At 68.8% G+C, this 21404-nt stretch carries 24 protein-coding genes and 1 pseudogene; all 25 read left to right on the top strand.

Annotated elements, in window-relative coordinates:
• The first annotated feature begins 107 nt into the window (after window positions 1-107).
• Window positions 108-473, top strand: coding sequence for an NADH-quinone oxidoreductase subunit A (locus DLJ49_RS12590; protein WP_115393908.1), 366 nt, complete (start codon window positions 108-110; stop codon window positions 471-473).
• 188 nt (window positions 474-661) lie between these two features.
• Window positions 662-1195, top strand: a complete 534-nt coding sequence (locus DLJ49_RS12585; protein WP_115393907.1) for a NuoB/complex I 20 kDa subunit family protein — start codon at window positions 662-664, stop codon at window positions 1193-1195.
• Between the two features lie 3 nt (window positions 1196-1198).
• On the top strand, window positions 1199-1465 hold the full coding sequence (locus tag DLJ49_RS12580) for a YodC family protein (protein WP_115393906.1): 267 nt from the start codon (window positions 1199-1201) through the stop codon (window positions 1463-1465).
• Between the two features lie 75 nt (window positions 1466-1540).
• A complete protein-coding gene (locus tag DLJ49_RS12575; protein ID WP_115393905.1) occupies window positions 1541-2455 on the top strand; it encodes a sulfotransferase in 915 nt (304 codons plus the stop codon).
• Window positions 2455-3066: an NADH-quinone oxidoreductase subunit C gene (locus tag DLJ49_RS12570; RefSeq protein ID WP_115393904.1), complete on the top strand. Its 612-nt coding sequence runs from the start codon at window positions 2455-2457 to the stop codon at window positions 3064-3066. Before DLJ49_RS12575 ends, DLJ49_RS12570 begins: the two co-directional genes overlap by 1 nt.
• Window positions 3063-3488, top strand: a complete 426-nt coding sequence (locus tag DLJ49_RS12565) for a nuclear transport factor 2 family protein (protein WP_158547458.1) — start codon at window positions 3063-3065, stop codon at window positions 3486-3488. The genes DLJ49_RS12570 and DLJ49_RS12565 overlap by 4 nt, the downstream gene beginning before the upstream one ends.
• A gap of 2 nt (window positions 3489-3490) precedes the next feature.
• Window positions 3491-4714, top strand: a complete 1224-nt coding sequence (locus tag DLJ49_RS12560) for an NADH-quinone oxidoreductase subunit D (protein ID WP_115393903.1) — start codon at window positions 3491-3493, stop codon at window positions 4712-4714.
• 336 nt (window positions 4715-5050) lie between these two features.
• The gene (locus DLJ49_RS12555; protein WP_115393902.1) at window positions 5051-5407 is read left to right on the top strand and encodes a hypothetical protein; all 357 of its coding nucleotides are present in this window, start codon (window positions 5051-5053) and stop codon (window positions 5405-5407) included.
• A gap of 103 nt (window positions 5408-5510) precedes the next feature.
• Window positions 5511-6221, top strand: a pseudogene (gene nuoE, locus DLJ49_RS12550) (NADH-quinone oxidoreductase subunit NuoE); the annotation flags it as partial.
• A 177-nt stretch (window positions 6222-6398) separates the two neighbouring features.
• Window positions 6399-7103, top strand: coding sequence for an NADH:ubiquinone oxidoreductase (locus DLJ49_RS12545; protein WP_115393900.1), 705 nt, complete (start codon window positions 6399-6401; stop codon window positions 7101-7103).
• Window positions 7104-7334: 231 nt separating this feature from the next.
• Entirely contained in the window at window positions 7335-7565 is a 231-nt protein-coding gene (locus tag DLJ49_RS12540) for a DUF5337 family protein (RefSeq protein ID WP_115393899.1), read from the top strand.
• A gap of 66 nt (window positions 7566-7631) precedes the next feature.
• Entirely contained in the window at window positions 7632-8930 is a 1299-nt protein-coding gene (nuoF, locus tag DLJ49_RS12535) for an NADH-quinone oxidoreductase subunit NuoF (protein ID WP_115393898.1), read from the top strand.
• Between the two features lie 188 nt (window positions 8931-9118).
• Window positions 9119-9397, top strand: a complete 279-nt coding sequence (locus DLJ49_RS12530; protein ID WP_115393897.1) for a putative antibiotic biosynthesis monooxygenase — start codon at window positions 9119-9121, stop codon at window positions 9395-9397.
• A gap of 54 nt (window positions 9398-9451) precedes the next feature.
• A complete protein-coding gene (locus DLJ49_RS12525) occupies window positions 9452-9865 on the top strand; it encodes a DUF5333 domain-containing protein (RefSeq protein WP_115393896.1) in 414 nt (137 codons plus the stop codon).
• A gap of 65 nt (window positions 9866-9930) precedes the next feature.
• Window positions 9931-11985 carry an NADH-quinone oxidoreductase subunit NuoG gene (nuoG, locus tag DLJ49_RS12520; RefSeq protein WP_115393895.1) on the top strand — a complete coding sequence of 685 codons (2055 nt, stop codon included), beginning with the start codon at window positions 9931-9933 and terminating at the stop codon, window positions 11983-11985.
• Window positions 11982-12356 carry a hypothetical protein gene (locus DLJ49_RS12515; protein ID WP_115393894.1) on the top strand — a complete coding sequence of 125 codons (375 nt, stop codon included), beginning with the start codon at window positions 11982-11984 and terminating at the stop codon, window positions 12354-12356. Before nuoG ends, DLJ49_RS12515 begins: the two co-directional genes overlap by 4 nt.
• Before the next feature lie 72 nt (window positions 12357-12428).
• A complete protein-coding gene (gene nuoH, locus DLJ49_RS12510) occupies window positions 12429-13469 on the top strand; it encodes an NADH-quinone oxidoreductase subunit NuoH (RefSeq protein WP_115393893.1) in 1041 nt (346 codons plus the stop codon).
• A 142-nt stretch (window positions 13470-13611) separates the two neighbouring features.
• Window positions 13612-14106, top strand: a complete 495-nt coding sequence (gene nuoI / locus DLJ49_RS12505; protein WP_115393892.1) for an NADH-quinone oxidoreductase subunit NuoI — start codon at window positions 13612-13614, stop codon at window positions 14104-14106.
• Window positions 14107-14117: 11 nt separating this feature from the next.
• Entirely contained in the window at window positions 14118-14540 is a 423-nt protein-coding gene (locus DLJ49_RS12500) for a carboxymuconolactone decarboxylase family protein (RefSeq protein ID WP_115393891.1), read from the top strand.
• A gap of 57 nt (window positions 14541-14597) precedes the next feature.
• Window positions 14598-15209, top strand: a complete 612-nt coding sequence (locus tag DLJ49_RS12495; protein ID WP_115393890.1) for an NADH-quinone oxidoreductase subunit J — start codon at window positions 14598-14600, stop codon at window positions 15207-15209.
• Window positions 15210-15258: 49 nt separating this feature from the next.
• Window positions 15259-15564: an NADH-quinone oxidoreductase subunit NuoK gene (gene nuoK, locus DLJ49_RS12490; protein ID WP_115393889.1), complete on the top strand. Its 306-nt coding sequence runs from the start codon at window positions 15259-15261 to the stop codon at window positions 15562-15564.
• Between the two features lie 4 nt (window positions 15565-15568).
• Window positions 15569-17650, top strand: coding sequence for an NADH-quinone oxidoreductase subunit L (nuoL, locus tag DLJ49_RS12485; RefSeq protein ID WP_115393888.1), 2082 nt, complete (start codon window positions 15569-15571; stop codon window positions 17648-17650).
• A gap of 3 nt (window positions 17651-17653) precedes the next feature.
• A complete protein-coding gene (locus DLJ49_RS12480; protein WP_115393887.1) occupies window positions 17654-19195 on the top strand; it encodes an NADH-quinone oxidoreductase subunit M in 1542 nt (513 codons plus the stop codon).
• A 1-nt stretch (window position 19196) separates the two neighbouring features.
• Window positions 19197-20636, top strand: coding sequence for an NADH-quinone oxidoreductase subunit NuoN (gene nuoN / locus DLJ49_RS12475; protein WP_115393886.1), 1440 nt, complete (start codon window positions 19197-19199; stop codon window positions 20634-20636).
• A complete protein-coding gene (locus DLJ49_RS12470; protein ID WP_255566637.1) occupies window positions 20626-21402 on the top strand; it encodes a biotin--[acetyl-CoA-carboxylase] ligase in 777 nt (258 codons plus the stop codon). Before nuoN ends, DLJ49_RS12470 begins: the two co-directional genes overlap by 11 nt.
• Window positions 21403-21404: the final 2 nt, after the last annotated feature.

The following is a 21404-nucleotide window of genomic DNA, read 5'->3' as shown; positions in this document are numbered from 1 at the left end:
CCTGCGCCGCCGCCGCCGGCGGGGATGCGGCAAGGGTGCGACGGGGGCGCGGTTGACCGCCGCGCGCCGGCCCGATACCCGGAACATCACGCGCGAAGGAGAGGGCGATGGACGCGTTTCTCGCAGAATACACGCCGATCGTGGTGTTCATGCTGCTGGCCATCGGGCTGGGGCTGATCCTGCTGCTGGCGGCGGCCGTGCTGGCCGTGCGCAACCCCGACCCGGAAAAGGTGTCGGCCTACGAAAGCGGCTTCAACGCCTTCGACGACGCGCGGATGAAGTTCAACGTCCGCTTCTACCTCGTCTCGATCCTGTTCATCATCTTCGACCTCGAGGTGGCGTTCCTGTTTCCGTGGGCCGTTGCCTTCGGCGAGATCTCGATGGCGGCCTTCTGGTCGATGATGGTCTTCCTCGGCGTGCTGACCGTGGGCTTCGCCTACGAATGGAAGAAGGGCGCGCTCGACTGGGAGTGAGCGAGGCGCTCGCCCCCTGGGAGGCCGGCCCCCGTCGGACGGCGCATCGCGTCGCGGTGTCGGCCCCCCTCGCCGCCGGACACGGAGGCCTGTAGACTTGTCGCGTTGAAACACCCCATGCGGTCGGCTACCTCCCTGACATGGAGAGCGCCCGCGGGCGCCCGACGCGCGAACAGCCAGGATACGCCATGACCGTCGCCACCAACGCCTACGACGCAGGGCCGGACCGCGAACAGGTTCCCAAGCTCCTCGGGCGGGAGCTTGAGGATCGCGGCTTCCTCGTCACCTCGACCGCCGACATCATCAACTGGGCGCGCACCGGCTCGCTCCACTGGATGACCTTCGGGCTGGCCTGCTGCGCGGTCGAGATGATGCAGACCTCGATGCCGCGCTACGATGCCGAGCGCTTCGGCGTCGCGCCGCGCGCCTCGCCCCGCCAGTCCGACCTGATGATCGTGGCGGGCACGCTGACCAACAAGATGGCGCCGGCGCTGCGCAAGGTCTACGACCAGATGCCCGAGCCGCGCTACGTGATCTCGATGGGATCCTGCGCCAACGGCGGCGGCTACTACCACTATTCCTACTCGGTGGTGCGCGGCTGCGACCGGATCGTGCCGATCGACGTCTACGTGCCGGGCTGCCCGCCCACCGCCGAGGCGCTGCTCTACGGCATCCTGCAGTTGCAGCGGAAGATCCGCCGCACCGGCACGATCGTGCGCTGAGCGATGCCCAGCTTGCGCGTGGGAGACATCGTGCGCCTCCGCTCCGGGGGGCCGGACATGACGGTCGAGGGCCTGCGCTCGGGCGGCCTCGTCGATTGCGTGTGGTTCGACGAGGGCAGCCGGCAGGCCGCTGCCTTCCATTTCGCCACTCTGCTCGTGGTGTCGTCCCTGCGCCCCGCGCCGAAGCCCGGCGACAAGTCCAAGGGCAATGGCGACGCCGCGGATACATCGGACCGGCCTGCGGGCAAGCCGCGCCGGACGTTACACTGATGCGCCGCGTCATCCTGCCAAAGTCAAACGTTGCCGCAGCCAGCGACGTCGGCGAGCCGACTTTCCGGTGACTGCATGAGACCTCGTCTTCTCATCTGCCTCGGTGCACAGAAGTCTGCGACGACGTGGGTCCATTCGCAGTTGGCGAAGCATCCCGCGGTGCACATGCCGCCTCTCAAGGAGGTGAATTACTGGAACACCGTGCGCGCGCCGTTCACCATGCAGTACCGCTACGATGCGCGGGCACGCCTGCGTCAGGTCAAGGGACCGTATGGCTTGCGTCTCGGTTTCCGGGGATTGCTGAGTGCGGAGGCCCGCCACGAAGCGGAGATCGCGGCGTCCTATGCGGCCCTTCTGAACGGGAACGGCCTGGACCACGACTCCTATCTTCGGTTTCTCGGTCTGGATCGGACGCGGGCAAACGTCATCGCTGATTTTACGCCATGGTATGCATTGCTTTCATCAGAGACTTTCGCGGAGATCGATCGGATGCCCGTGGATGTGAGCTACCTCTTCCTGATGCGCGACCCGATCGACCGGCTCGTATCAGGCGTCAACCACTGGGCAAGGCACTATGCCAGGGCGCCAGATCTCCGGGCGCGCGTAGCCGAGCGGATCTGGCATGACGCGTTGAGTTCGGATGACAACATGCATGTTCGGTTCTCGCGCTATGACCTCACGATCAAGAGACTTGAAGCAGTCATCCCTCGGGAGAGGATCATGTATCTCTTCTATGAGCAGATCACGAAGCCTGCCTCGCGGGACGCGCTGGCGGAGTTTCTCGACATTCAGCCTGACGGGCCCTGGGAGCACACCGATCGCGTCAACGCGCAGCGCCAGACGAAATTTCTTCCGGGTGACGATGAACGCGAGCGTGCCTATGCATGTCTCGCTCCGACTTACGCAACGATCCACGGCAGGTTCCGAGATTCCGTACCGGAGGCATGGCTTCCCCTTCCCAGCTCTGCCCAAGCAAGGAGTACACCATAGTGACCGACGCCCTCGAAAGCCTCGGCCGCCATCTCGAGGAGAAACGTCCCGATTGCGTCACCGACTGGCGGGTCGCGCATGGTGAGCTGACCGTCGGCATCGTGCCGGCCTCGATCGCGGGCTTCGCCGAGTTCCTCAAGACCGACGCGACCGCCCGCTTCACCACGCTGGTCGACATCACCGCCGTCGATCATCCCGAGCGCGAACGGCGCTTCGACATGGTCTATCACTTCCTGTCGATGTGGCAGAACCAGCGCATCCGCGTGAAGTCGGCCATCCGCGAGGACACCGTCGTGCCCTCGCTGGTCGAGGTCTTCCCCGCCGCCAACTGGTTCGAGCGCGAGGTGTTCGACCTCTTCGGCATCCTGTTCTCCGGCCACCCGGACCTGCGGCGCATTCTCACCGATTACGGGTTCCGCGGGCACCCGCTGCGCAAGGACTTCCCGACCACCGGCTTCACCGAGGTGCGCTACGACGAGGTGCAGAAGCGCGTCGTCTACGAGCCTGTCAAGCTGGTGCAGGAATACCGCCAGTTCGACTTCATGAGCCCGTGGGAGGGCGCCGACTACATCCTGCCCGGGGACGAGAAGACCGAGGAGGGCGCCAGGTGACCGGCGCCCCCCGGCTCGCGGCGACCGGCGCCGGAGACGTTGCCGCCGTCCGCGCGCAGGCAGTGGCCTATTGCGAGGCGCTCCACCACGCCCGGGCAGACGTGCTCGAGGCGATGTGCGATGCGGGCTTCGCCATGCGCGCGCCCGCCACGACAGGGGCTGCCGAGGCAGGACAGGACCCGCTGCGGTGGGACCGGGCGACCTTCACGGCCCGGGTGGCCGCCCGCGATCCGTTTCCCGGCGACCCCTCGTTCGAGATCCTCTCGGTCGACGTGACGGGCGACATCGCTCAGGTGCGCCTGTGGGTCGACGTGCCGCCCCGCCGCTACGAGGATTTCCTCGGTTTCGTGCGCACCGGCGCCGACTGGCGGCTCGCCACCAAGCTGTTCCGCACGGCCCGCGGGCCGGCGCTGGAGGGATAGAGATGAAAGACGCGACCGACCGCTTCGACGACGCGCTCACGCAAGAGCAGCAGATCCGCAATTTCAACATCAACTTTGGCCCGCAACACCCTGCGGCACATGGTGTTCTGCGGCTGGTGCTCGAGCTCGACGGCGAGATCGTCGAGCGCTGCGACCCGCATATCGGCCTGCTGCACCGCGGCACCGAAAAGCTGATGGAGAGCCGCACCTACCTGCAGAACCTGCCCTATCTCGACCGGCTCGACTACGTCGCGCCGATGAACCAGGAGCATGCGTGGTGTCTCGCGATCGAGCGGCTGACCGGGCTCGAGGTGCCGCGCCGCGCCTCGCTCATCCGGGTGCTCTTCTCCGAGATCGGCCGCATCCTGTCGCATCTGCTGAACGTCACCACGCAGGCGATGGACGTGGGCGCGCTCACGCCGCCGCTCTGGGGCTTCGAGGAGCGCGAGAAGCTCATGATCTTCTACGAGCGGGCGTGCGGCGCGCGCCTGCACGCGGCCTATTTCCGGCCCGGCGGCGTCCACCAGGATCTGCCGCCCGACCTGATCGACGATATCGAGGCGTGGTGCGAGCCCTTCCTAAAGGTGCTCGACGATCTCGACGAGCTCCTGACCGAGAACCGCATCTTCAAGCAGCGCAACGTCGATATCGGCGTCGTCAGCGAGGAGGAGCTGCAGGACTGGGGCTTTTCCGGCGTGATGGTCCGCGGCACGGGGCTGGCATGGGATCTGCGCCGCGCGCAGCCCTACGAGTGCTACGACGAGTTCGACTTCCAGATCCCCGTCGGCAAGAACGGCGACACCTACGACCGCTACCTCTGCCGCATGGCCGAGATGCGCGAGAGCGTGAAGATCATGCGCCAGGCCTGCGCCAGGCTGCGCGAGCCCGAGGGGCAGGGCGACATCCTCGCCCGCGGCAAGTTCACGCCGCCCAAGCGCGGCGAAATGAAGACGTCGATGGAGGCGCTGATCCACCACTTCAAGCTCTACACCGAGGGGTTCCACGTGCCGGCGGGCGAGGTCTACGCCGCGGTCGAGGCGCCCAAGGGCGAGTTCGGGGTGTATCTGGTGGCCGACGGCACCAACCGGCCCTACCGCGTCAAGCTGCGCGCGCCGGGCTACCTGCACCTGCAGGCGATGGATCACATCTGCAAGGGGCACCAGCTGGCCGACGTCTCGGCCATCCTCGGCACCCTCGACATCGTCTTCGGGGAAGTGGACCGGTAGGTACCTGACGCAGGCGCGCGGCCCCGTGGTGGCCGGACATCGATCTGGCCATCGGCCGCGCCCCGGTCGGCGCGGCGTGCGCCTGCCCGGTGACCGTCACGCGGCGCCCGTCCCGCCTCTGGGTGGCGCGGCGTGCGGCACCGCCCGCGGCCGCCGCCGTGTCCGCCGCCCTGCGCCCTGCTGCGGGCAACGCCGTGTGACGTTCCCGGCCGGCGCGGTCCGCTTGACGCCGGCGCGCCGCCCCAGTCTTCTTCTTGCTTCAAATATCCCCGCCGGAGGCTTCCGCCGGCGCCACGGGCGCGCGGGCTGGGGCACGGCGCAGCGCAGCGACAGGCCATGCTCCTCACCCTCGCCATGATCGCCGCCGCCATCGGCGGTCTCGTTACGCTCTGGCTCGCGGTCGACTTCGCCCGCGATCCGGGCGGTGCGATGCGCCGGGCCACGCACCGGCCCGAGATGCTGCCCCAGGTCATGGTGGGCCGCTACGCCGCCTTCACGGCGCTCGCCTTCGGGGCGGCGGCCTACGGCGACCCGTGGCCGATCCTCTTTCTCTTCGTCGTCTTCTCGGCGATCAGCGCCTTCGATGCCGCGCTCTACGCCCGCGCCGGCCATCCGTTCCTGCCCCACGCCGCCGCGGCCGCCGCCTGCTGGATCGTCATCGGCCTTGCCGCCGCCGCGCTCGCGGGGCCATAAGCGGGCGAGCCGCCGAGGCCCCCGCGCGGGGCTTCGTCGCACTGAACCTGGGCGCGTAGCCCGCTACTGTCCCGCCCCGGAAACGCCGATCCGAGGAGAGCCCATGCTCCGCCGCCTGCACCCCGACCAGCCCGACAGCTTCGCCTTCACCCCCGAAAACCGGGCCTGGGCCGAGGCGCAGATCAGCAAGTATCCGCCCGGCCGCGAGGCCAGCGCGATCATCCCGCTGCTGTGGCGCGCGCAGGAGCAGGAAGGGTGGCTGACCCGCCCCGCCATCGAGCATGTGGCCGATATTCTGGGGCTGGCGCATATCCGCGCGCTCGAGGTGGCCACCTTCTACTTCATGTTCCAGCTCGCCCCCGTGGGATCGGTCGCCATCGTGCAGGTCTGCGGCACCACGCCCTGCATGCTGTGCGGCTCCGAGGCGCTGATCGAGGTCTGCAAGGACAAGATCGCCCGCCACCCCCATACCGTCTCCGACGACGGCACGTTGAGCTGGGAAGAGGTGGAGTGCCTCGGCGCCTGCTCGAACGCGCCGATGGTGCAGATCGGCAAGGACTACTACGAAGACCTGACGCCCGAACGCCTGGGCGAGATCATCGACGCCCTGCGCGCGGGCGAGGTGCCGGTGCCGGGGCCGCAGACCGGCCGCTACGCCTCCGAGCCCGCCGGCGGGGCGACGACGCTGACCGCCCATGTCGAGGGCCGGCCCGAGCACAACGCCTCGGTCGCGCGCGCGCTGGCGCTCGGCGATACGGTCAAGCGGATCGACGGCACCGAAGAGCCTTTCTCGGCAACCTGGACCGACCAGGGCGGGCGGCCGCAGGGCTGAGACCCGCCGGTGCCGTGCGGCGCCGACAGCCGCGCCTGACAAAGGTGTGTCAATTTTGCCTGACGGCTCTATGTCACACCGGGCGAGACACACGCTCGCAAACACGCTAGAAAGGGGAGGCGACCTGGTGTCGCCGGCTCAGTTATCTTGGGGAGAGAGATGAAGAAGCAATCGATTGGTTCCGGGGATACGGCCCTCGGCGCGGTCGCCGTGGCGGGGGTGTTTGCCGCCGTCGGCTCCGGCATGGCCGCGGTGATGTGGGGGTTCGACATCAACCAGACGGGCGGCACGTTCATCGGGCTGTTCGCGGTGATCCTGCTCGTTCTCCTGCTCGGCTGGCGTGATCCGCAGCCGCCGGGCGGCGGAAGGCGGGCGCCCACGGCACAGGACCACATGAAGGCGGGGACCGCCCCCACGCCGTCCACCACCACCCATTCGGCCGCGCCCTCGGCGGCCGGCCCCACCACATCGGCAGCCGCCGCTGTCGCGCCGTCCTCCGGGACGGCGCAGACAGCCCCCGGCTCTGCCCCGGGCGACGCCCCGGCGCCCGCCAGGGCCGACGCGGCCGCGGGCGAGGTCGGCACCAAGCCAAGGCTGCTCGATGCGCCGAGCGGCGAGCCGGACGACCTCAAGCAGATCAAGGGTGTGGGCCCGGCGCTGGAAAAGCTGTGCCATTCCCTCGGCATTTACCATTTCGACCAGATCGCCAAGTGGACGGACGCCGAGGTGGCGTGGGTCGACGAGCACCTCGAGGGCTTCAAGGGCCGCGTCAGCCGCGACGACTGGGTGAGCCAGGCCAAGACCCTCGCCTCTGGCGGCTCCACCGAATTCTCCGAGAAAGTCTCCAAGGGCGACGTCTATTGATGCGCCGCGCCACACAGGGCGCAGGCGGCGCAGGGCGGACGGCCCGGGGAGCGCGACCCCCACGATGACGACCTACGACGCGCCCGGCGCGCTCGAGACCGAGGGACCTTCCCGGGCTGAGGCTCCCCTTCGGTCGCGCGTGCATCGCCCGGACACTGCGCGCTCCGGCTGCGCTCCGGCGACGCGCGGCGGCGCCGCGGCCGGCGTCGCCGCAAGGGCGAACAGCGCCGCATGAGCCGCATCGACCCCGAGGCGACAGAGCGCGCCCGCCGCCGCAAGGGACGAATGGTCGCGCTCGTGATCGCGGGCGCGGGGTTGGCGGCGATCCTCGCGCCATATCTTGTCGCGTGGGCGGGGCTGCCCCTCCGCTTCGAGTTTCTGATATACCTCGCCGCGATGGCCGCCTTCGTCTGGGCGCTGGTGGTGAGCCTGCAACTCTGGCGGGACAGGGACGGCCGATAGACCCGCGGGCCGCGGGCCACGCAATGCGAACAGGGCGCGCAGGCGACGCGCGCAGGAGACGACGCGATGCTGAAGGACGAAGACCGCATCTTCACCAACCTCTACGGGATGCACGACCGCACCCTCGTCGGTGCCCGCAAGCGCGGCCACTGGGACGGCACGGGCGATCTCATCAGGAAGGGCCGCGAGTGGATCGTGGAAGAGGTCAAGTCGAGCGGCCTGCGCGGGCGTGGCGGCGCGGGGTTCCCGACCGGGCTCAAGTGGTCGTTCATGCCCAAGGAGAGCGACGGCCGGCCCCATTACCTCGTCGTCAATGCCGACGAGTCCGAGCCCGGCACCTGCAAGGACCGCGAGATCATGCGCCACGATCCGCACACGCTGATCGAGGGCTGCCTGATCGCCGGATTCGGGATGGGCGCCAACACCGGCTACATCTACATCCGCGGCGAATACATCCGCGAGCGCGAGGCGCTGCAGGCGGCCATCGACGAGGCGTATGACGCGGGCCTCCTGGGAAAGAATGCGGCCGGCTCTGGCTGGGATTTCGATCTCTACCTGCACCACGGTGCGGGTGCCTATATCTGCGGCGAGGAGACGGCGCTGCTGGAGAGCCTCGAGGGCAAGAAGGGCATGCCCCGGATGAAGCCGCCCTTCCCGGCCGGGGCGGGCCTCTACGGCTGCCCGACCACGGTGAACAACGTCGAGAGCATCGCGGTGGTGCCGACCATCCTGCGGCGCGGCGGCGAGTGGTTTGCCGGCTTCGGGCGGCCCAACAATACGGGCACCAAGATCTTCGCCGTCTCGGGCCACGTGAACCGGCCCTGCGTGGTGGAAGAGGCGATGTCGATCTCCTTCGAGGAATTGATCGACCGGCATTGCGGCGGCATCCGCGGCGGCTGGGACAACCTCAAGGCGGTGATCCCCGGCGGTTCCTCGGTGCCCATGCTGCCGGCCGCGACGATGCGCGATGGCGCGATCATGGATTTCGACTGGCTGCGCGAGAACCGCTCGGGCCTTGGCACGGCGGCCGTGATCGTGATGGACCAGTCGACCGACGTCATCAAGGCGATCTGGCGGCTCGCGAAATTCTACAAGCACGAGAGCTGCGGCCAGTGCACGCCCTGCCGCGAGGGCTCGGGCTGGATGATGCGGGTCATGGAGCGGCTCGTGCGGGGCGACGCCGACCCTGCCGAGATCGACATGCTGCTCGACGTGACCAAGCAGGTCGAGGGGCACACGATCTGCGCGCTGGGCGACGCGGCGGCCTGGCCGATCCAGGGCCTGATCCGCCACTTCCGCCACGAGATCGAGGACCGTATCGCCCACAAGCGGAACAAGCGCGCCGCGCCGGTCGCAGCGGAGTAGGGCTGCGGCACAGGCGCGACGCCGGGCCGTATGGTCGCCGAATTGCGCGGGCTCGGCGGCAGGTCGGGCCGCGCCGGGGGCTGACGCCGGGCAAGGCGCGCGGAACCGCCCGCGCATCAGAGCCGTTTCCGTGGTCGGGCGGCGCGCTTTCCGGCGGCGCCGCGTGTCAGCGTGACGGAGGTCATCCCGTGCCGGACAAGGAAACCGCGATCCAGGCGGTGCTGATCTGGCTCGCCGTCTACCCCAGCGTGCTGCTGTTCAGCTACGCCTTCCGCTGGCTGGGGGTCGGCGCGCCGCTCTGGGTCGAGATCCTCGTCTCGACGGCGCTGACGGTGCCGCTCATCACCGTGGTGGCGCAGCCCGTGATCGGGCGGATCATGGCGCGGCTGCGAAAGCGGCGGCAGCGTCGACGGTCGGCCGCCCGGTGGGGCGCGCGCGCCCCGCAGGAACACCGCGCTATTGAATAGCCGCGCGCGCGGCCCCCAGATCGGCAGGACGCCAAGGACACCGGACGCTTCGCCATGAGACACCTGATCGCCACCGCCCTCGGGATCGTGCTCTTCGCCCTCGCGCTCGGCGGGGCCGCCGGGGCGTTGCCGCCGCTCGCGCAGAACAAGCCGATCAACGACCAGCTCTTCGCCGCCGCCGTGGGCGACCGGATCCGCAAGGAATGCCCGGAGATCTCGGCGCGGCTCTGGGTGGTGATGCGCAAGGCGCAGGCGCTCGAGCGCTATGCGCTGGACCAGGGCTACACGCAGGCGCAGATCGACGCCTATACCGCGTCGGACCCCGACAAGAAGCGGCTGGAGGCCCGGGCGCTGGCCTACCTCGCCGAACGCAGCGCGCGTCCGGGCGATGCCGAGGCCCATTGCCGGGTGGGCCGTGCGGAAATCGCGGCGAAGTCGCCCATTGGCGAGCTTCTCCGCAGCCGCTAGGTGAGGGCGGAACGCGACAGGAGTCCGCGCGGACCATGCCCGCGCGCCCGACAGGAGGCCGCCCCATGAGCGATGCGCCCGACGCACCGAAGCCCGAGCTGCGCACGATCGTCATCGACGGACAGGAGATCGAGGTCGACCCCGCCATGACCCTGATCCAGGCCTGCGAGCAGGCCGGCATCGAGATCCCCCGCTTCTGCTACCACGAGCGGCTGTCGATCGCCGGCAACTGCCGGATGTGCCTCGTCGAGGTGGTCGGCGGCCCGCCCAAGCCCGCCGCCTCCTGCGCGATGCAGGTGCGCGACCTGCGGGGCGGCCGCAACGGCGAGCCGCCCGAGGTCAAGACCAACTCGCCCATGGTGAAGAAGGCCCGCGAGGGGGTGATGGAGTTCCTGCTCATCAACCACCCGCTCGACTGCCCGATCTGCGACCAGGGCGGCGAGTGCGACCTGCAGGACCAGGCCATGGCCTACGGCGTGGATTTCAGCCGCTACCGCGAGCCGAAACGCGCGGTCGAGGATCTCGATCTCGGGCCGCTGGTCGAGACGCACATGACGCGCTGCATCTCGTGCACCCGCTGCGTGCGCTTCATCACCGAGGTGGCGGGCATGCCCGAGCTCGGCCAGACGGGCCGCGGCGAGGATGCCGAGATCACCAGCTACCTCGGCAAGACGCTCGATTCGAACATGCAGGGCAACATCATCGACCTGTGCCCGGTGGGCGCGCTGGTGTCCAAGCCCTACGCCTTCACCGCCCGTCCCTGGGAGCTGACCAAGACCGAATCGATCGACGTGATGGACGCGATGGGCGCCTCGATCCGGGTCGACACCAAGGGCCGCGAGGTCATGCGCATCCTGCCCCGCAACCATGACGGGGTGAACGAGGAGTGGATCTCCGACAAGACCCGTTTCGTCTGGGACGGGCTGCGCCGGCAGCGGCTCGACCGCCCCTATATCCGCGAGAACGGCAGGCTGAGGCCCGCCAGCTGGCCCGAGGCGCTGGGCGCCGCCGCACAGGCGATGCAGGGCAGGCGCGTGGCCGGGCTCGTGGGCGATCTGGCCAATGTCGAGGCCGCGTGGTCGCTCAAGAGCCTCGCCGAGGGCCTCGGCGGCACGGCCGAATGCCGGCTCGACGGCGCGGCGCTGCCCGCGGGCGACCGGGCAGGCTATGTCGGCACCGCCTCGATCGACGACGTGAGCGCGGCCCGCCGCATCCTGCTGATCGGCACCGACCCGCGTGCCGAGGCGCCGGTGCTCAATTCGCGCATCCGCGGCGCGTGGCTCGCCGGTGCCGAGGTGTCGCTGATCGGCCGCCCGGTCGACCTGACCTACGACTACGAGCATGTCGGCGCCGACCGCGCCGCGCTGCGACGGGTGCTCGATGCCGGCGGCACCGAGGCGATGCGCGAGGAGCCCTCGGTCGTGATCGTCGGCCAGGGGGCGCTGACGGGCGAGGACGGCGCCGCGGTGCTCGCCGCCGCCCGGCGGATCGCCGCGCAGACGGGCAGCGGCCTGATGGTGCTGCACACCGCCGCCGGCCGCGTCGGCGCGATGGATGCGGGCTGCACCAGCGAGGGTGGGCTGGCGGGGGCGCTCGACGGGGCCGAGACGGTCTATGCACTGGGCGTCGACGAGATCGACATCCCCCCCGGCCCCTTCGTGATCTATCAGGGCAGCCACGGCGACCGCGGCGCGCACCGGGCCGACGTGATCCTTCCGGGCGCGGCCTGGACGGAAGAGCAGGCGCTCTTCGTCAACACCGAGGGCCGGCCGCAGCTCGCGCTGCGCGCTGGCTTCCCGCCGGGCGAGGCCAAGGAGAACTGGGCGATCCTGCGCGCGCTCTCGGCCGAGTCCGGCCGGACCCTGCCATGGGACAGCCTCGCGGAGTTGCGCCGCAATCTGGTCGAGACGGTGCCGTTCCTCGCCATGGTCGATCAGGTGCCGGAGAACGCGCCGCCCGAGGACCTTCCCGAGCCCGGCTCGCTGGGCGAGGGGGCGTTCGGCACCGCGATCGGCGACTTCTACCTCACCAACCCGGTCGCCCGAGCCTCGGAGCTGATGGCCGAACTCTCGGCGCTGGCGAAGGCGCGCGCGTCGGGGGCGGCGATGGCGGCGGAGTGAGGGCCCTCGTCGTCGCGGCCCTGTGCGGCGGGCTGTCGGCCTGCCTCCCGTCGGCCGGCGGCGGAGGGCCCGACTATCTCGGGATCGAGACGAAGCTGCTCGACGAGGATCTCGTCAACATCGTCGCCCGCCTCGGCCGCGGCACGCAAGCGGATGTCGCGGAGTATGCGCGCTGCGCCGCCGCGCAATACACGCTGATCCGGGGCTTCGGCTTCGCGCGACATGTGCGCACAAGCGTCGGATCGGAGGCTGGCGTTCGGATCGCAGATGCGGTTTACACGATTTCGCCGGCGCTGCCCCGCGGCGAGCGCACCCTCGACGCCGAGGTGATCGTCGCGGATTGCAGGGCGCGGGGAATACCGACGGTCTGACGACCGGAGCCGGGCGGGGGCCGCGAACACCCCGCACCCGGCACGAGCGATTGCAGGGAGACGCAAGAGCGCATGGCCGACCTCATCGCCAGCAACCTGGGCACGTTGCTTCTGATCGTGCTGCAGACGCTGATGGTCATCAGCTTCGTGATGATCTCGCTCCTGTTCCTCGTCTATGCCGACCGAAAGGTCTGGGCGGCGGTCCAGATGCGCCGGGGGCCCAACGTGGTGGGCGTCTTCGGCCTGCTGCAGACGGTGGCGGACGCGCTGAAATACGTCGTCAAGGAGATCGTCGTTCCGGCAGGGGCCGACCGGACGGTCTTCCTGCTCGCGCCGATGACCTCGTTCGTGCTGGCGCTGATCGCCTGGGCGGTCATCCCCTTCAACGAGGACTGGGTGCTGGCCGACATCAACGTGGCGATCCTCTACGTCTTCGCCGTCTCCTCGCTCGAGGTCTACGGCGTCATCATGGGCGGCTGGGCCTCGAACTCCAAGTACCCGTTCCTCGGGTCGCTGCGCTCGGCCGCGCAGATGATCTCCTACGAGGTGTCGATCGGGCTGATCATCATCGGGGTGATCATCTCGTCGGGCTCGCTCAACTTCTCCGCCATCGTCGCCGCGCAGGACGGCGACCTGGGGCTGCTCAACTGGTACTGGCTGCCGCACCTGCCCATGGTGTTCCTGTTCTTCATCTCCGCGCTGGCCGAGACGAACCGGCCGCCCTTCGACCTGCCCGAGGCGGAATCGGAGCTCGTGGCGGGCTACCAGGTGGAGTATTCCTCGACGCCGTTCCTGCTGTTCATGGCAGGCGAGTACATCGCCATGTTCCTGATGTGCGCGCTCATCACCCTGCTGTTCTTCGGCGGCTGGCTGTCGCCCATACCCGGCCTGCCCGACGGCGCGCTGTGGATGGTGGGCAAGATGGCGTTCTTCTTCTTCCTCTTCGCCATGGTGAAGGCCATCGTTCCGCGCTACCGCTACGACCAGCTGATGCGGCTGGGCTGGAAGGTGTTCCTGCCGATGTCGCTCGGCTGGGTTGTGATCGTCGCCTTCCTCGCCAAGTTCGAGGCGCTGGGCGGCTTCTGGGCCCGCTGGCCGGGCGTGGGCGCATGACGGGCAGGGCCTCGGCATGCCGCCAGCGCCAAGGCGTTTCGAAACGCCTTGGGCAAGCGCTTTCGAAAGCGCTTCGCAACGCCTTTGCAAGGGCGTTTCCCGCGCCCGCGCGCGCGGGCGCTGCACCAACCGGAGGCACGACATGACCGCGATCGACTGGACGAGGGCGGGCAAGTACTTTCTGCTCGTCGACGTGTTCAAGGGGATGCGCCTCGGCCTGCGCTACTTCTTCGCGCCCAAGGCCACGCTGAATTATCCGCACGAGAAAGGCCCGCTAAGCCCCCGGTTTCGCGGTGAACATGCGCTGCGCCGCTATCCGAACGGCGAAGAACGGTGCATCGCCTGCAAGCTCTGCGAGGCGATCTGCCCGGCGCAGGCGATCACCATCGACGCCGAGCCCCGCGCCGACGGCTCGCGCCGCACGACGCGCTACGACATCGACATGACGAAGTGCATTTATTGCGGCTTCTGCCAGGAGGCGTGCCCGGTCGACGCCATCGTCGAAGGGCCGAACTTCGAGTTCTCGACCGAGACGCGCGAGGAGCTGATGTACGACAAGGAGCGTCTGCTGGCGAACGGCGACCGGTGGGAGGCCGAGATCGCCCGCAACCTCGAGATCGACGCGCCGTATCGCTAGAGGCCCCGCCCATGGTTCCCGACTACTCGAAGGTTCTCCAGCACTGGATGGAGACGGGCGCGCAGATGGCGCGCGCGGCCAATCCGGCGATGGAGACCTTCAGGATGCCCGCGCTCGACGAGTGGTTTCCCACCATGCCGCGCGACGCGCTCGAGATGACCATGGGCAAGACCTTCAACCCCGACGGGCTCGACGCGAAGACGCGCCTTCTGGTCACCCTCGCTGCCCTGACCGTGATCGGCGGGCATGCCGAGGACCAGATCCGCATCACCGTGCGCCACGCGCTCGAAGCGGGCGCCACGCCGCAGGAGGTGGCCGAGACGATCGGACAGATGGCCATGTTCGGCGGCGTGCCCGCGATGCAGAAGGCCATGGAGGCGGCGCGCGAGGTGATCGCCGACCGCACCGAGAAGGAGGCCGGCGATGACGGTTGACCGCCGCGGACGAAGCCCCGAGACCACGCCCCGGCCCGACCGGAACGGAGACGCGCAATGACCATCGCCGACATCGCCTTCTTCGCCTTCGCCTTTACCGTGGTGGCGGCCGCGCTCTTCGTCGTCGTCAGCCGCAACCCGGTGCACTCGGTGCTCTGGCTGATCCTGGCCTTCCTGTCGTCGGCCTCGATGTTCGTGCTGCTTGGGGCTGAGTTCGTCGCCATGCTGCTCGTCATCGTCTATGTCGGCGCGGTCGCGGTGCTGTTTCTCTTCGTCGTGATGATGCTCGACGTGGACTTTGCCGCGCTCTCGGCGGAGATGGCGAAGTACGTGCCGCTCGCCGCGCTCATCGGGGTGATCCTGCTGATGCAGCTCGCGCTCGTCTTCGGCGCCTGGGCCACGGCCGACGGGGTGGCGGTGCTCGACAGCCCGCAGGCCACGCCGGAGGGCACGCACAATACCGCCGCACTCGGGATGGTGCTCTACGACCAGTATTTCCTGCTCTTCCAGCTCGCGGGCCTGATCCTGCTGGTGGCGATGATCGGCGCCATCGTGCTGACGCTGCGCCACCGCGAGGGGATCAAGCGGCAGGACGTGCTGGCGCAGATGTACCGCGACCCGGCCAAGTCGATGGAACTGAAAGACGTCAAGCCCGGGCAGGGGCTGTGAGGCGCGCGAATCCTCGAACGAAGATTCGTGACCGGAAGAGGGGGACCGCATGGTCGGACTTGAACACTACCTGGGCGTGGCCGCCGCGCTCTTCGTGATCGGGGTCTTCGGGATCTTCCTCAACCGGAAGAACGTGATCGTCATCCTGATGTCGATCGAGCTGATGCTGCTGTCGGTCAACATCAACCTCGTGGCCTTCTCGGCCTATCTGGGCGACATCAAGGGCCAGATCTTCACGCTCTTCGTGCTCACCGTCGCCGCCGCCGAGGCCGCCATCGGCCTCGCCATTCTCGTCTGCTTCTTCCGCAACCGCGGCACGATCGCGGTGGAAGACGTGGCCAGCCTCAAGGGATAAGGGCATGACCACGATCCTGCTGTTCGCGCCGCTGCTCGGCGCCATCGTCGCGGGCCTGTTCTGGCGCACCATCGGCGAGAAGCCGGCGCAGATCACGGCGACCGCGCTGCTGTTCCTGTCGGCGCTTCTGTCGTGGATCGTGTTTCTCACCTTCGACGGCACGACCCAGCAGATCACGCTGTTCCGCTGGATCGAGTCGGGCAGCCTCGTGGCCGACTGGGCGATCCGGCTCGACCGGCTGACGGCGATCATGCTGATCGTGGTCACGACCGTCTCGGCGCTCGTGCACCTGTATTCCTTCGGCTACATGGCGCATGACGACAACTTCCCCGAGGGAGAGCCCTACCGCGCGCGCTTCTTCGCCTACCTGTCGCTCTTCACCTTCGCCATGCTGATGCTGGTCACGGCGGACAACCTCGTGCAACTCTTCTTCGGGTGGGAGGGGGTCGGCCTCGCCTCCTACCTGCTGATCGGTTTCTACTACCGCAAGCCGTCGGCCGGCGCGGCGGCGATGAAGGCGTTCATCGTCAACCGGGTGGGCGATTTCGGCTTCCTGCTGGGCATCGGCGCGCTGTTCTTCCTGGTCGACAGCGTCAACCTGTCCGACATCTTCGCGGCCGCGCCCGAGATCGCCGAGACGCAAATGACCTTCCTGTGGCGCGAGTGGGCCGCCATCGAGGTGGTCGCGGTGCTGCTGTTCATCGGCGCGATGGGCAAGTCGGCCCAGCTCTTCCTGCACACCTGGCTTCCCGACGCGATGGAGGGCCCGACGCCCGTCTCGGCGCTGATCCACGCCGCGACGATGGTGACGGCGGGTGTCTTCCTCGTCTGCCGGATGTCGCCGATCATCGAGTTCGCCGATGCGGCCGCGACCTTCATCGTGGTGATCGGCGCGGTGACGGCCTTCTTCGCCGCCACGGTGGGCCTCGTGCAGAACGACATCAAGCGGGTGATCGCCTACTCCACCTGTTCGCAGCTGGGCTACATGTTCGTGGCCGCGGGCGTGGGAATGTACTCCGCCGCCATGTTCCACCTGCTGACGCACGCCTTCTTCAAGGCGATGCTGTTTCTCGGCGCGGGCTCGGTGATCCACGGGATGCACCACGAGCAGGACATGCGCAACTACGGCGGCCTCCGCCACAAGATGCCCAGGACCTTCTGGGCGATGATGCTGGGCACGCTGGCCATCACCGGCGTCGGCATCCCGCTCAGCTACGATCTCGTGGGCCTGCCGATCGGCTTTGCCGGCTTCGCCTCCAAGGACGCGATCGTGGAGAGCGCGTTCGCCGCGGGCGGGGTGGGCGAGTTCGGCTTCTGGGCGTTGGTGATCGCGGCGGCGCTCACGAGCTTCTACTCGTGGCGGCTGATGTTCCTCACCTTCTACGGCGAGCCGCGCGGCGACCGGCACACCCACGAGCACGCCCATGAAAGCCCCAACTCGATGCTGGTGCCGCTCGGCGTGCTGGCGGTGGGCTCGGTGCTGGCCGGCATGGTCTTCTTCAAGCCGTTCTTCGGCCATGTCGACGACGTCGCCCGCTTCTACGGGGTGCCCTACGAGGAGCCGCAGGCCGAGGGCGACGATCACGGCGAGGAGGGCGCGGCCGCGGGCGAGCACCATTACGCCTTCGTCGGCCAGCCGGGCGAGGGCGCGCTCTACATGGCGCCCGACAACACGGTGCTGGAGGATGCCCACGAGGTGCCGAAATGGGTCAAGGCGAGTCCGTTCCTCGCCATGCTGCTCGGCCTCGGGCTAGCCTACCAGATGTATATCCGCCGCCCCGAATGGCCGGCGCAACTCGCGCGCAACCAGCGCCACCTCTACGCCTTCCTGCTCAACAAGTGGTACTTCGACGAGATCTACGACGCGGTCATCGTCCGGCCCGCCCGCGGCGCGGCGGGCGTGCTGTGGAAGCGTGGCGACGGCTCGATCATCGACGGCGCGATCAACGGGCTGGCGCTGGGGGTCGTGCCCTTCTTCTCGCGGCTCGCGGGGCGGGCGCAGTCGGGCTACCTGTTCCACTACGCCTTCGCGATGGTGCTGGGGATCGTGGTTATCGTCAGCTGGCTGATGATCCGGGGGGGCTGAGCCATGGACAACCTGATCTCGATCATCGTCTTCCTGCCGACCATCGCCGCGGCGATCCTCGCGCTGTTCCTGCGCGGCGAGGACGAGGCGGCACGGAAGAACGCCAAGTGGCTCGCACTGATCGCCACCTCGGCCACCTTCGTGATCTCGCTGTTCCTGCTGTGGGGCTTCGACCCGGGCGACACGGGCTTCCAGTTCGTGGAAGAGCGCGAGTGGCTGCTGGGCCTGACCTACAAGGTGGGCGTCGACGGCATCTCGATCCTGTTCGTGATGCTGACGACCTTCCTGATGCCGCTGGTGATCGCCAGCGCGTGGGACGTCACCCACCGCGTCAAGGAATACATGGTGGCGTTCCTGCTGCTCGAGACGCTGATGCTCGGCGTCTTCGTCGCGCTCGACCTCGTGCTGTTCTACCTGTTCTTCGAGGGCGGCCTGATCCCGATGTTCCTCATCATCGGCATCTGGGGCGGCAAGAACCGCATCTACGCGGCATTCAAGTTCTTCCTCTACACCTTCCTCGGCTCGCTGCTGATGCTGGTGGCGATGATCGCCATGTACGTCGACGCGGGCACGACCGACATCGTGGCGCTGCTCGACCACAACTTCGGCACCGAGACCGTGAGCGTGCTCGGCATCCAGGTGCTGGGGGGCATGCAGACGCTCATGTGGCTGGCCTTCTTCGCCTCCTTCGCGGTGAAGATGCCGATGTGGCCCGTCCACACATGGCTGCCCGACGCGCACGTGCAGGCGCCCACGGCGGGCTCGGTGGTGCTCGCGGCGATCCTGCTCAAGATGGGGGGATACGGCTTCCTGCGCTTCAGCCTGCCGATGTTCCCCGTGGCCTCCGACCTGCTCGCGCCGCTGGTGCTGTGGCTGTCGGCCGTCGCCATCGTCTATACCTCTCTGGTGGCGCTGGCGCAGGAGGACATGAAGAAGCTCATCGCCTACTCGTCGGTCGCCCACATGGGCTACGTCACGATGGGCATCTTCGCGGCCAACCAGCAGGGGATCGACGGCGCGATCTTCCAGATGATCAGCCACGGCTTCGTCTCGGGCGCGCTCTTCCTGATCGTCGGCGTGATCTACGACCGGATGCACACCCGCGAGATCGACGCCTACGGGGGTCTCCTGGTGCGGATGCCGGTCTATGCGGCGATCTTCCTGCTGTTCACCATGGCCAACGTGGGCCTGCCGGGCACGTCGGGTTTCGTGGGCGAGTTCCTGGCCATCGTCGGCGTATTCCAGGTCAACACCTGGGTCGCCTTCGTCGCGGCGACGGGGGTGATCCTGTCGGCGGGCTATGCGCTCTGGCTCTACCGCCGCGTCGTGCTGGGGGATCTCATCAAGGAGAGCCTCAAGTCGATCAAGGGCACGACCGCGCGCGAGCGGGCGATCTTCGCGCCGCTCGTGGTGATGACCCTGCTGCTCGGCGTCTATCCGAGCCTCGCCACCGACATCATCGGCCCCAGCGTCACCGCGCTCGTGGGCGAATACGAGACCGCACTGCTCGAGGCCGGAGACATCCGCCTCGCCATGGGAGAGTGACATGGGCGCCGACCTCGCCATCCTGCTTCCCGAGATCTTCCTGGCCGTCTACGCCATGTCGGCGCTGCTCTTCGCCGTCTGGACGGGGAAGGACCGGATGGCCTCGATGGTCCTGTGGACGACCGCGGCGGTCTTCGTCGCCGTGGCGATCTGGATCGGGCTGTCGCCCGGCGGCACGCGCGAGGCCTTCGGCGGCATGTTCGTCGACGACGGCTTCGCCCGCTTCGCCAAGATCGTGTGCCTCCTGTCGGCGGCGGCGGTGCTGCTGCTGTCGGAGAGCTACATGGTCCGCCGCGACCTGTTGCGCTTCGAATACCCGGTACTGATCACGCTGGCCGTGACCGGCATGATGGTAATGGTCTCGGCCGGCGACCTGATCGCGCTCTATCTGGGGCTCGAGCTGCAATCTCTCGCGCTCTACGTCGTGGCCTCGATCCGGCGCGACAACGTGCGCTCGACCGAGGCGGGGCTGAAATACTATGTGCTCGGCTCGCTGTCGTCGGGCATGCTGCTCTACGGCGCGTCGCTGGTCTACGGCTACTCGGGCACGACCGAGTTCGCCGGCATCGTCACCGCGGCGACCGACGGCGAGATCGGGCTGGGCCTCGTGATCGGCCTGTCGTTCATGGCCGCCGGCATCGCCTTCAAGGTGTCGGCCGCGCCCTTCCACATGTGGACACCCGACGTCTACGAGGGCTCGCCCACGCCCGTCACCGCCTTCTTCGCCACCGCGCCCAAGATGGCGGCCATGGCCATGCTCGCCCGCGTGCTGCACGACGCCTTCGGGCAGGCGGTGGGCGACTGGCAGCAGATCGTGGCGTTCCTCGCGGTCGCGTCGGTGTTCGTCGGGGGCGTCGCCGCCATCGGGCAGCGCGACATCAAGCGGCTGATGGCCTATTCGTCGATCGCCCACATGGGCTACGCGCTGATCGGGCTGGCGGCCGGCACCGCCGCCGGGGTCGAGGCGATGCTGCTCTACATGGCGATCTACATCGCGATGAACATCGGCACCTTCGCCTTCATCCTCTCGATGAGCCGCGAAGGGCGGGCGATCACCCGGATCGACACGCTCAACATGCTGTCCGAGCGCGAGCCGGGGAAGGCCTTCGCGCTGCTCGTCCTGCTGTTCTCCATGGCGGGCGTGCCGCCGCTCGTGGGCTTTTTCGCCAAGTTCGCGGTGCTGACGGCGGCGGTCGAGGCGGGGCTCGCCTGGCTCGCCGTGGCGGGCGTGCTCGCAGCGGTGATCAATGCCTACTACTACCTGCGCATCGTCTACCTGATGTATTTCGGCTCGCCCGACGCCGACCGGATCGACGGCCGGATGGGCGCAGTGCAGTGGGGGTTCCTGATGGCCTCGGCCGCCGTGATGGTGCTCGGCGTCGTCAACCTCTTCGGCGTGGACGGGGCCGCGGCGGTCGCGGCGGCGGCGCTTGTCGACTGACGGCGGCGGCGCGGCCGGGGCCGGCTGGCCCGCGGGCACGGGGCGGATCGTCCTGCCCCGCGTCGACAGCACGATGGCCGAAGCCGCGCGCCGCGCCCCCGAGCTGACCGGCACGACCTGGATCATGGCAGCCGAGCAGACGGCCGCGCGCGGCCGGCAGGGCCGCCCCTGGGCGATGCCGCCGGGCAACTTCGCGGCGACGCTCGTTCTCTGGCCCGATACCGGCCCGGGGGGCGGCCCCGCGCAGGTGGCCCTGCGCAGCTTCGTCGCCGCGCTCGCGCTCTACGACACCTTCGTGGCGCTGACGGGCGAGCGTGCCCCGTTCGCGCTGAAATGGCCCAACGACGTTCTGCTGGACGGCGGCAAGGTCGCGGGCATCCTTCTCGAGACGGCGCCGGGCGGCGCGCTCCTCGTTGGCGTGGGCGTCAACCTCGCCGCCGCACCCGACGCGGCCGACCTGCCCGCGGGCGCTCTGACGCCCGTGTCGCTCTCGGGCGAGTTGGGGGTCGAGGTGTCGCCCGCCGCCTTCCTCGACGCGCTCGCCCCCGCCTTCGCCGTCTGGGAGGGGCGGCTGGTCGAGGAGGGCTTCGCGCCGGTGCGCGAGGCGTGGCTCGCCCGCGCCGCCCGTCTGGGAGAGCCGATCCGCGCCCGCACCGGCCAGAGAGAGCTTTCGGGCGTGTTCGAGACGGTCGACGAGGCCGGCCACCTCGTGCTGGCGACGGGCGAGGGGCGAGAGGCGATCGCGGCGGCCGAGGTGTTCCTCTAGGG

Source organism: Rhodovulum sp. 12E13 (assembly GCF_003340565.1).
Taxonomy (GTDB): Bacteria; Pseudomonadota; Alphaproteobacteria; order Rhodobacterales; family Rhodobacteraceae; genus HLUCCA09.
The sequence above is the reverse complement of the archived record's forward strand: the minus strand, read 5'-3'. Positions and strand labels throughout refer to the sequence as shown.

Coding starts and splice junctions, on each gene's coding strand:
- nuoI (WP_115393892.1), top strand. CDS start 13,612: ATGACCGCGATCGACTGGACGAGGGCGGGCAAGTACTTTCTGCTCGTC.
- DLJ49_RS12500 (WP_115393891.1), top strand. CDS start 14,118: ATGGTTCCCGACTACTCGAAGGTTCTCCAGCACTGGATGGAGACGGGC.
- DLJ49_RS12480 (WP_115393887.1), top strand. CDS start 17,654: ATGGACAACCTGATCTCGATCATCGTCTTCCTGCCGACCATCGCCGCG.
- DLJ49_RS12560 (WP_115393903.1), top strand. CDS start 3,491: ATGAAAGACGCGACCGACCGCTTCGACGACGCGCTCACGCAAGAGCAG.
- DLJ49_RS12585 (WP_115393907.1), top strand. CDS start 662: ATGACCGTCGCCACCAACGCCTACGACGCAGGGCCGGACCGCGAACAG.
- nuoH (WP_115393893.1), top strand. CDS start 12,429: ATGGCCGACCTCATCGCCAGCAACCTGGGCACGTTGCTTCTGATCGTG.
- DLJ49_RS12580 (WP_115393906.1), top strand. CDS start 1,199: ATGCCCAGCTTGCGCGTGGGAGACATCGTGCGCCTCCGCTCCGGGGGG.
- DLJ49_RS12590 (WP_115393908.1), top strand. CDS start 108: ATGGACGCGTTTCTCGCAGAATACACGCCGATCGTGGTGTTCATGCTG.
- DLJ49_RS12525 (WP_115393896.1), top strand. CDS start 9,452: ATGAGACACCTGATCGCCACCGCCCTCGGGATCGTGCTCTTCGCCCTC.
- DLJ49_RS12545 (WP_115393900.1), top strand. CDS start 6,399: ATGAAGAAGCAATCGATTGGTTCCGGGGATACGGCCCTCGGCGCGGTC.
- DLJ49_RS12495 (WP_115393890.1), top strand. CDS start 14,598: ATGACCATCGCCGACATCGCCTTCTTCGCCTTCGCCTTTACCGTGGTG.
- DLJ49_RS12555 (WP_115393902.1), top strand. CDS start 5,051: ATGCTCCTCACCCTCGCCATGATCGCCGCCGCCATCGGCGGTCTCGTT.
- nuoF (WP_115393898.1), top strand. CDS start 7,632: ATGCTGAAGGACGAAGACCGCATCTTCACCAACCTCTACGGGATGCAC.
- nuoG (WP_115393895.1), top strand. CDS start 9,931: ATGAGCGATGCGCCCGACGCACCGAAGCCCGAGCTGCGCACGATCGTC.
- nuoN (WP_115393886.1), top strand. CDS start 19,197: ATGGGCGCCGACCTCGCCATCCTGCTTCCCGAGATCTTCCTGGCCGTC.
- DLJ49_RS12540 (WP_115393899.1), top strand. CDS start 7,335: ATGAGCCGCATCGACCCCGAGGCGACAGAGCGCGCCCGCCGCCGCAAG.
- nuoL (WP_115393888.1), top strand. CDS start 15,569: ATGACCACGATCCTGCTGTTCGCGCCGCTGCTCGGCGCCATCGTCGCG.
- nuoK (WP_115393889.1), top strand. CDS start 15,259: ATGGTCGGACTTGAACACTACCTGGGCGTGGCCGCCGCGCTCTTCGTG.
- DLJ49_RS12575 (WP_115393905.1), top strand. CDS start 1,541: ATGAGACCTCGTCTTCTCATCTGCCTCGGTGCACAGAAGTCTGCGACG.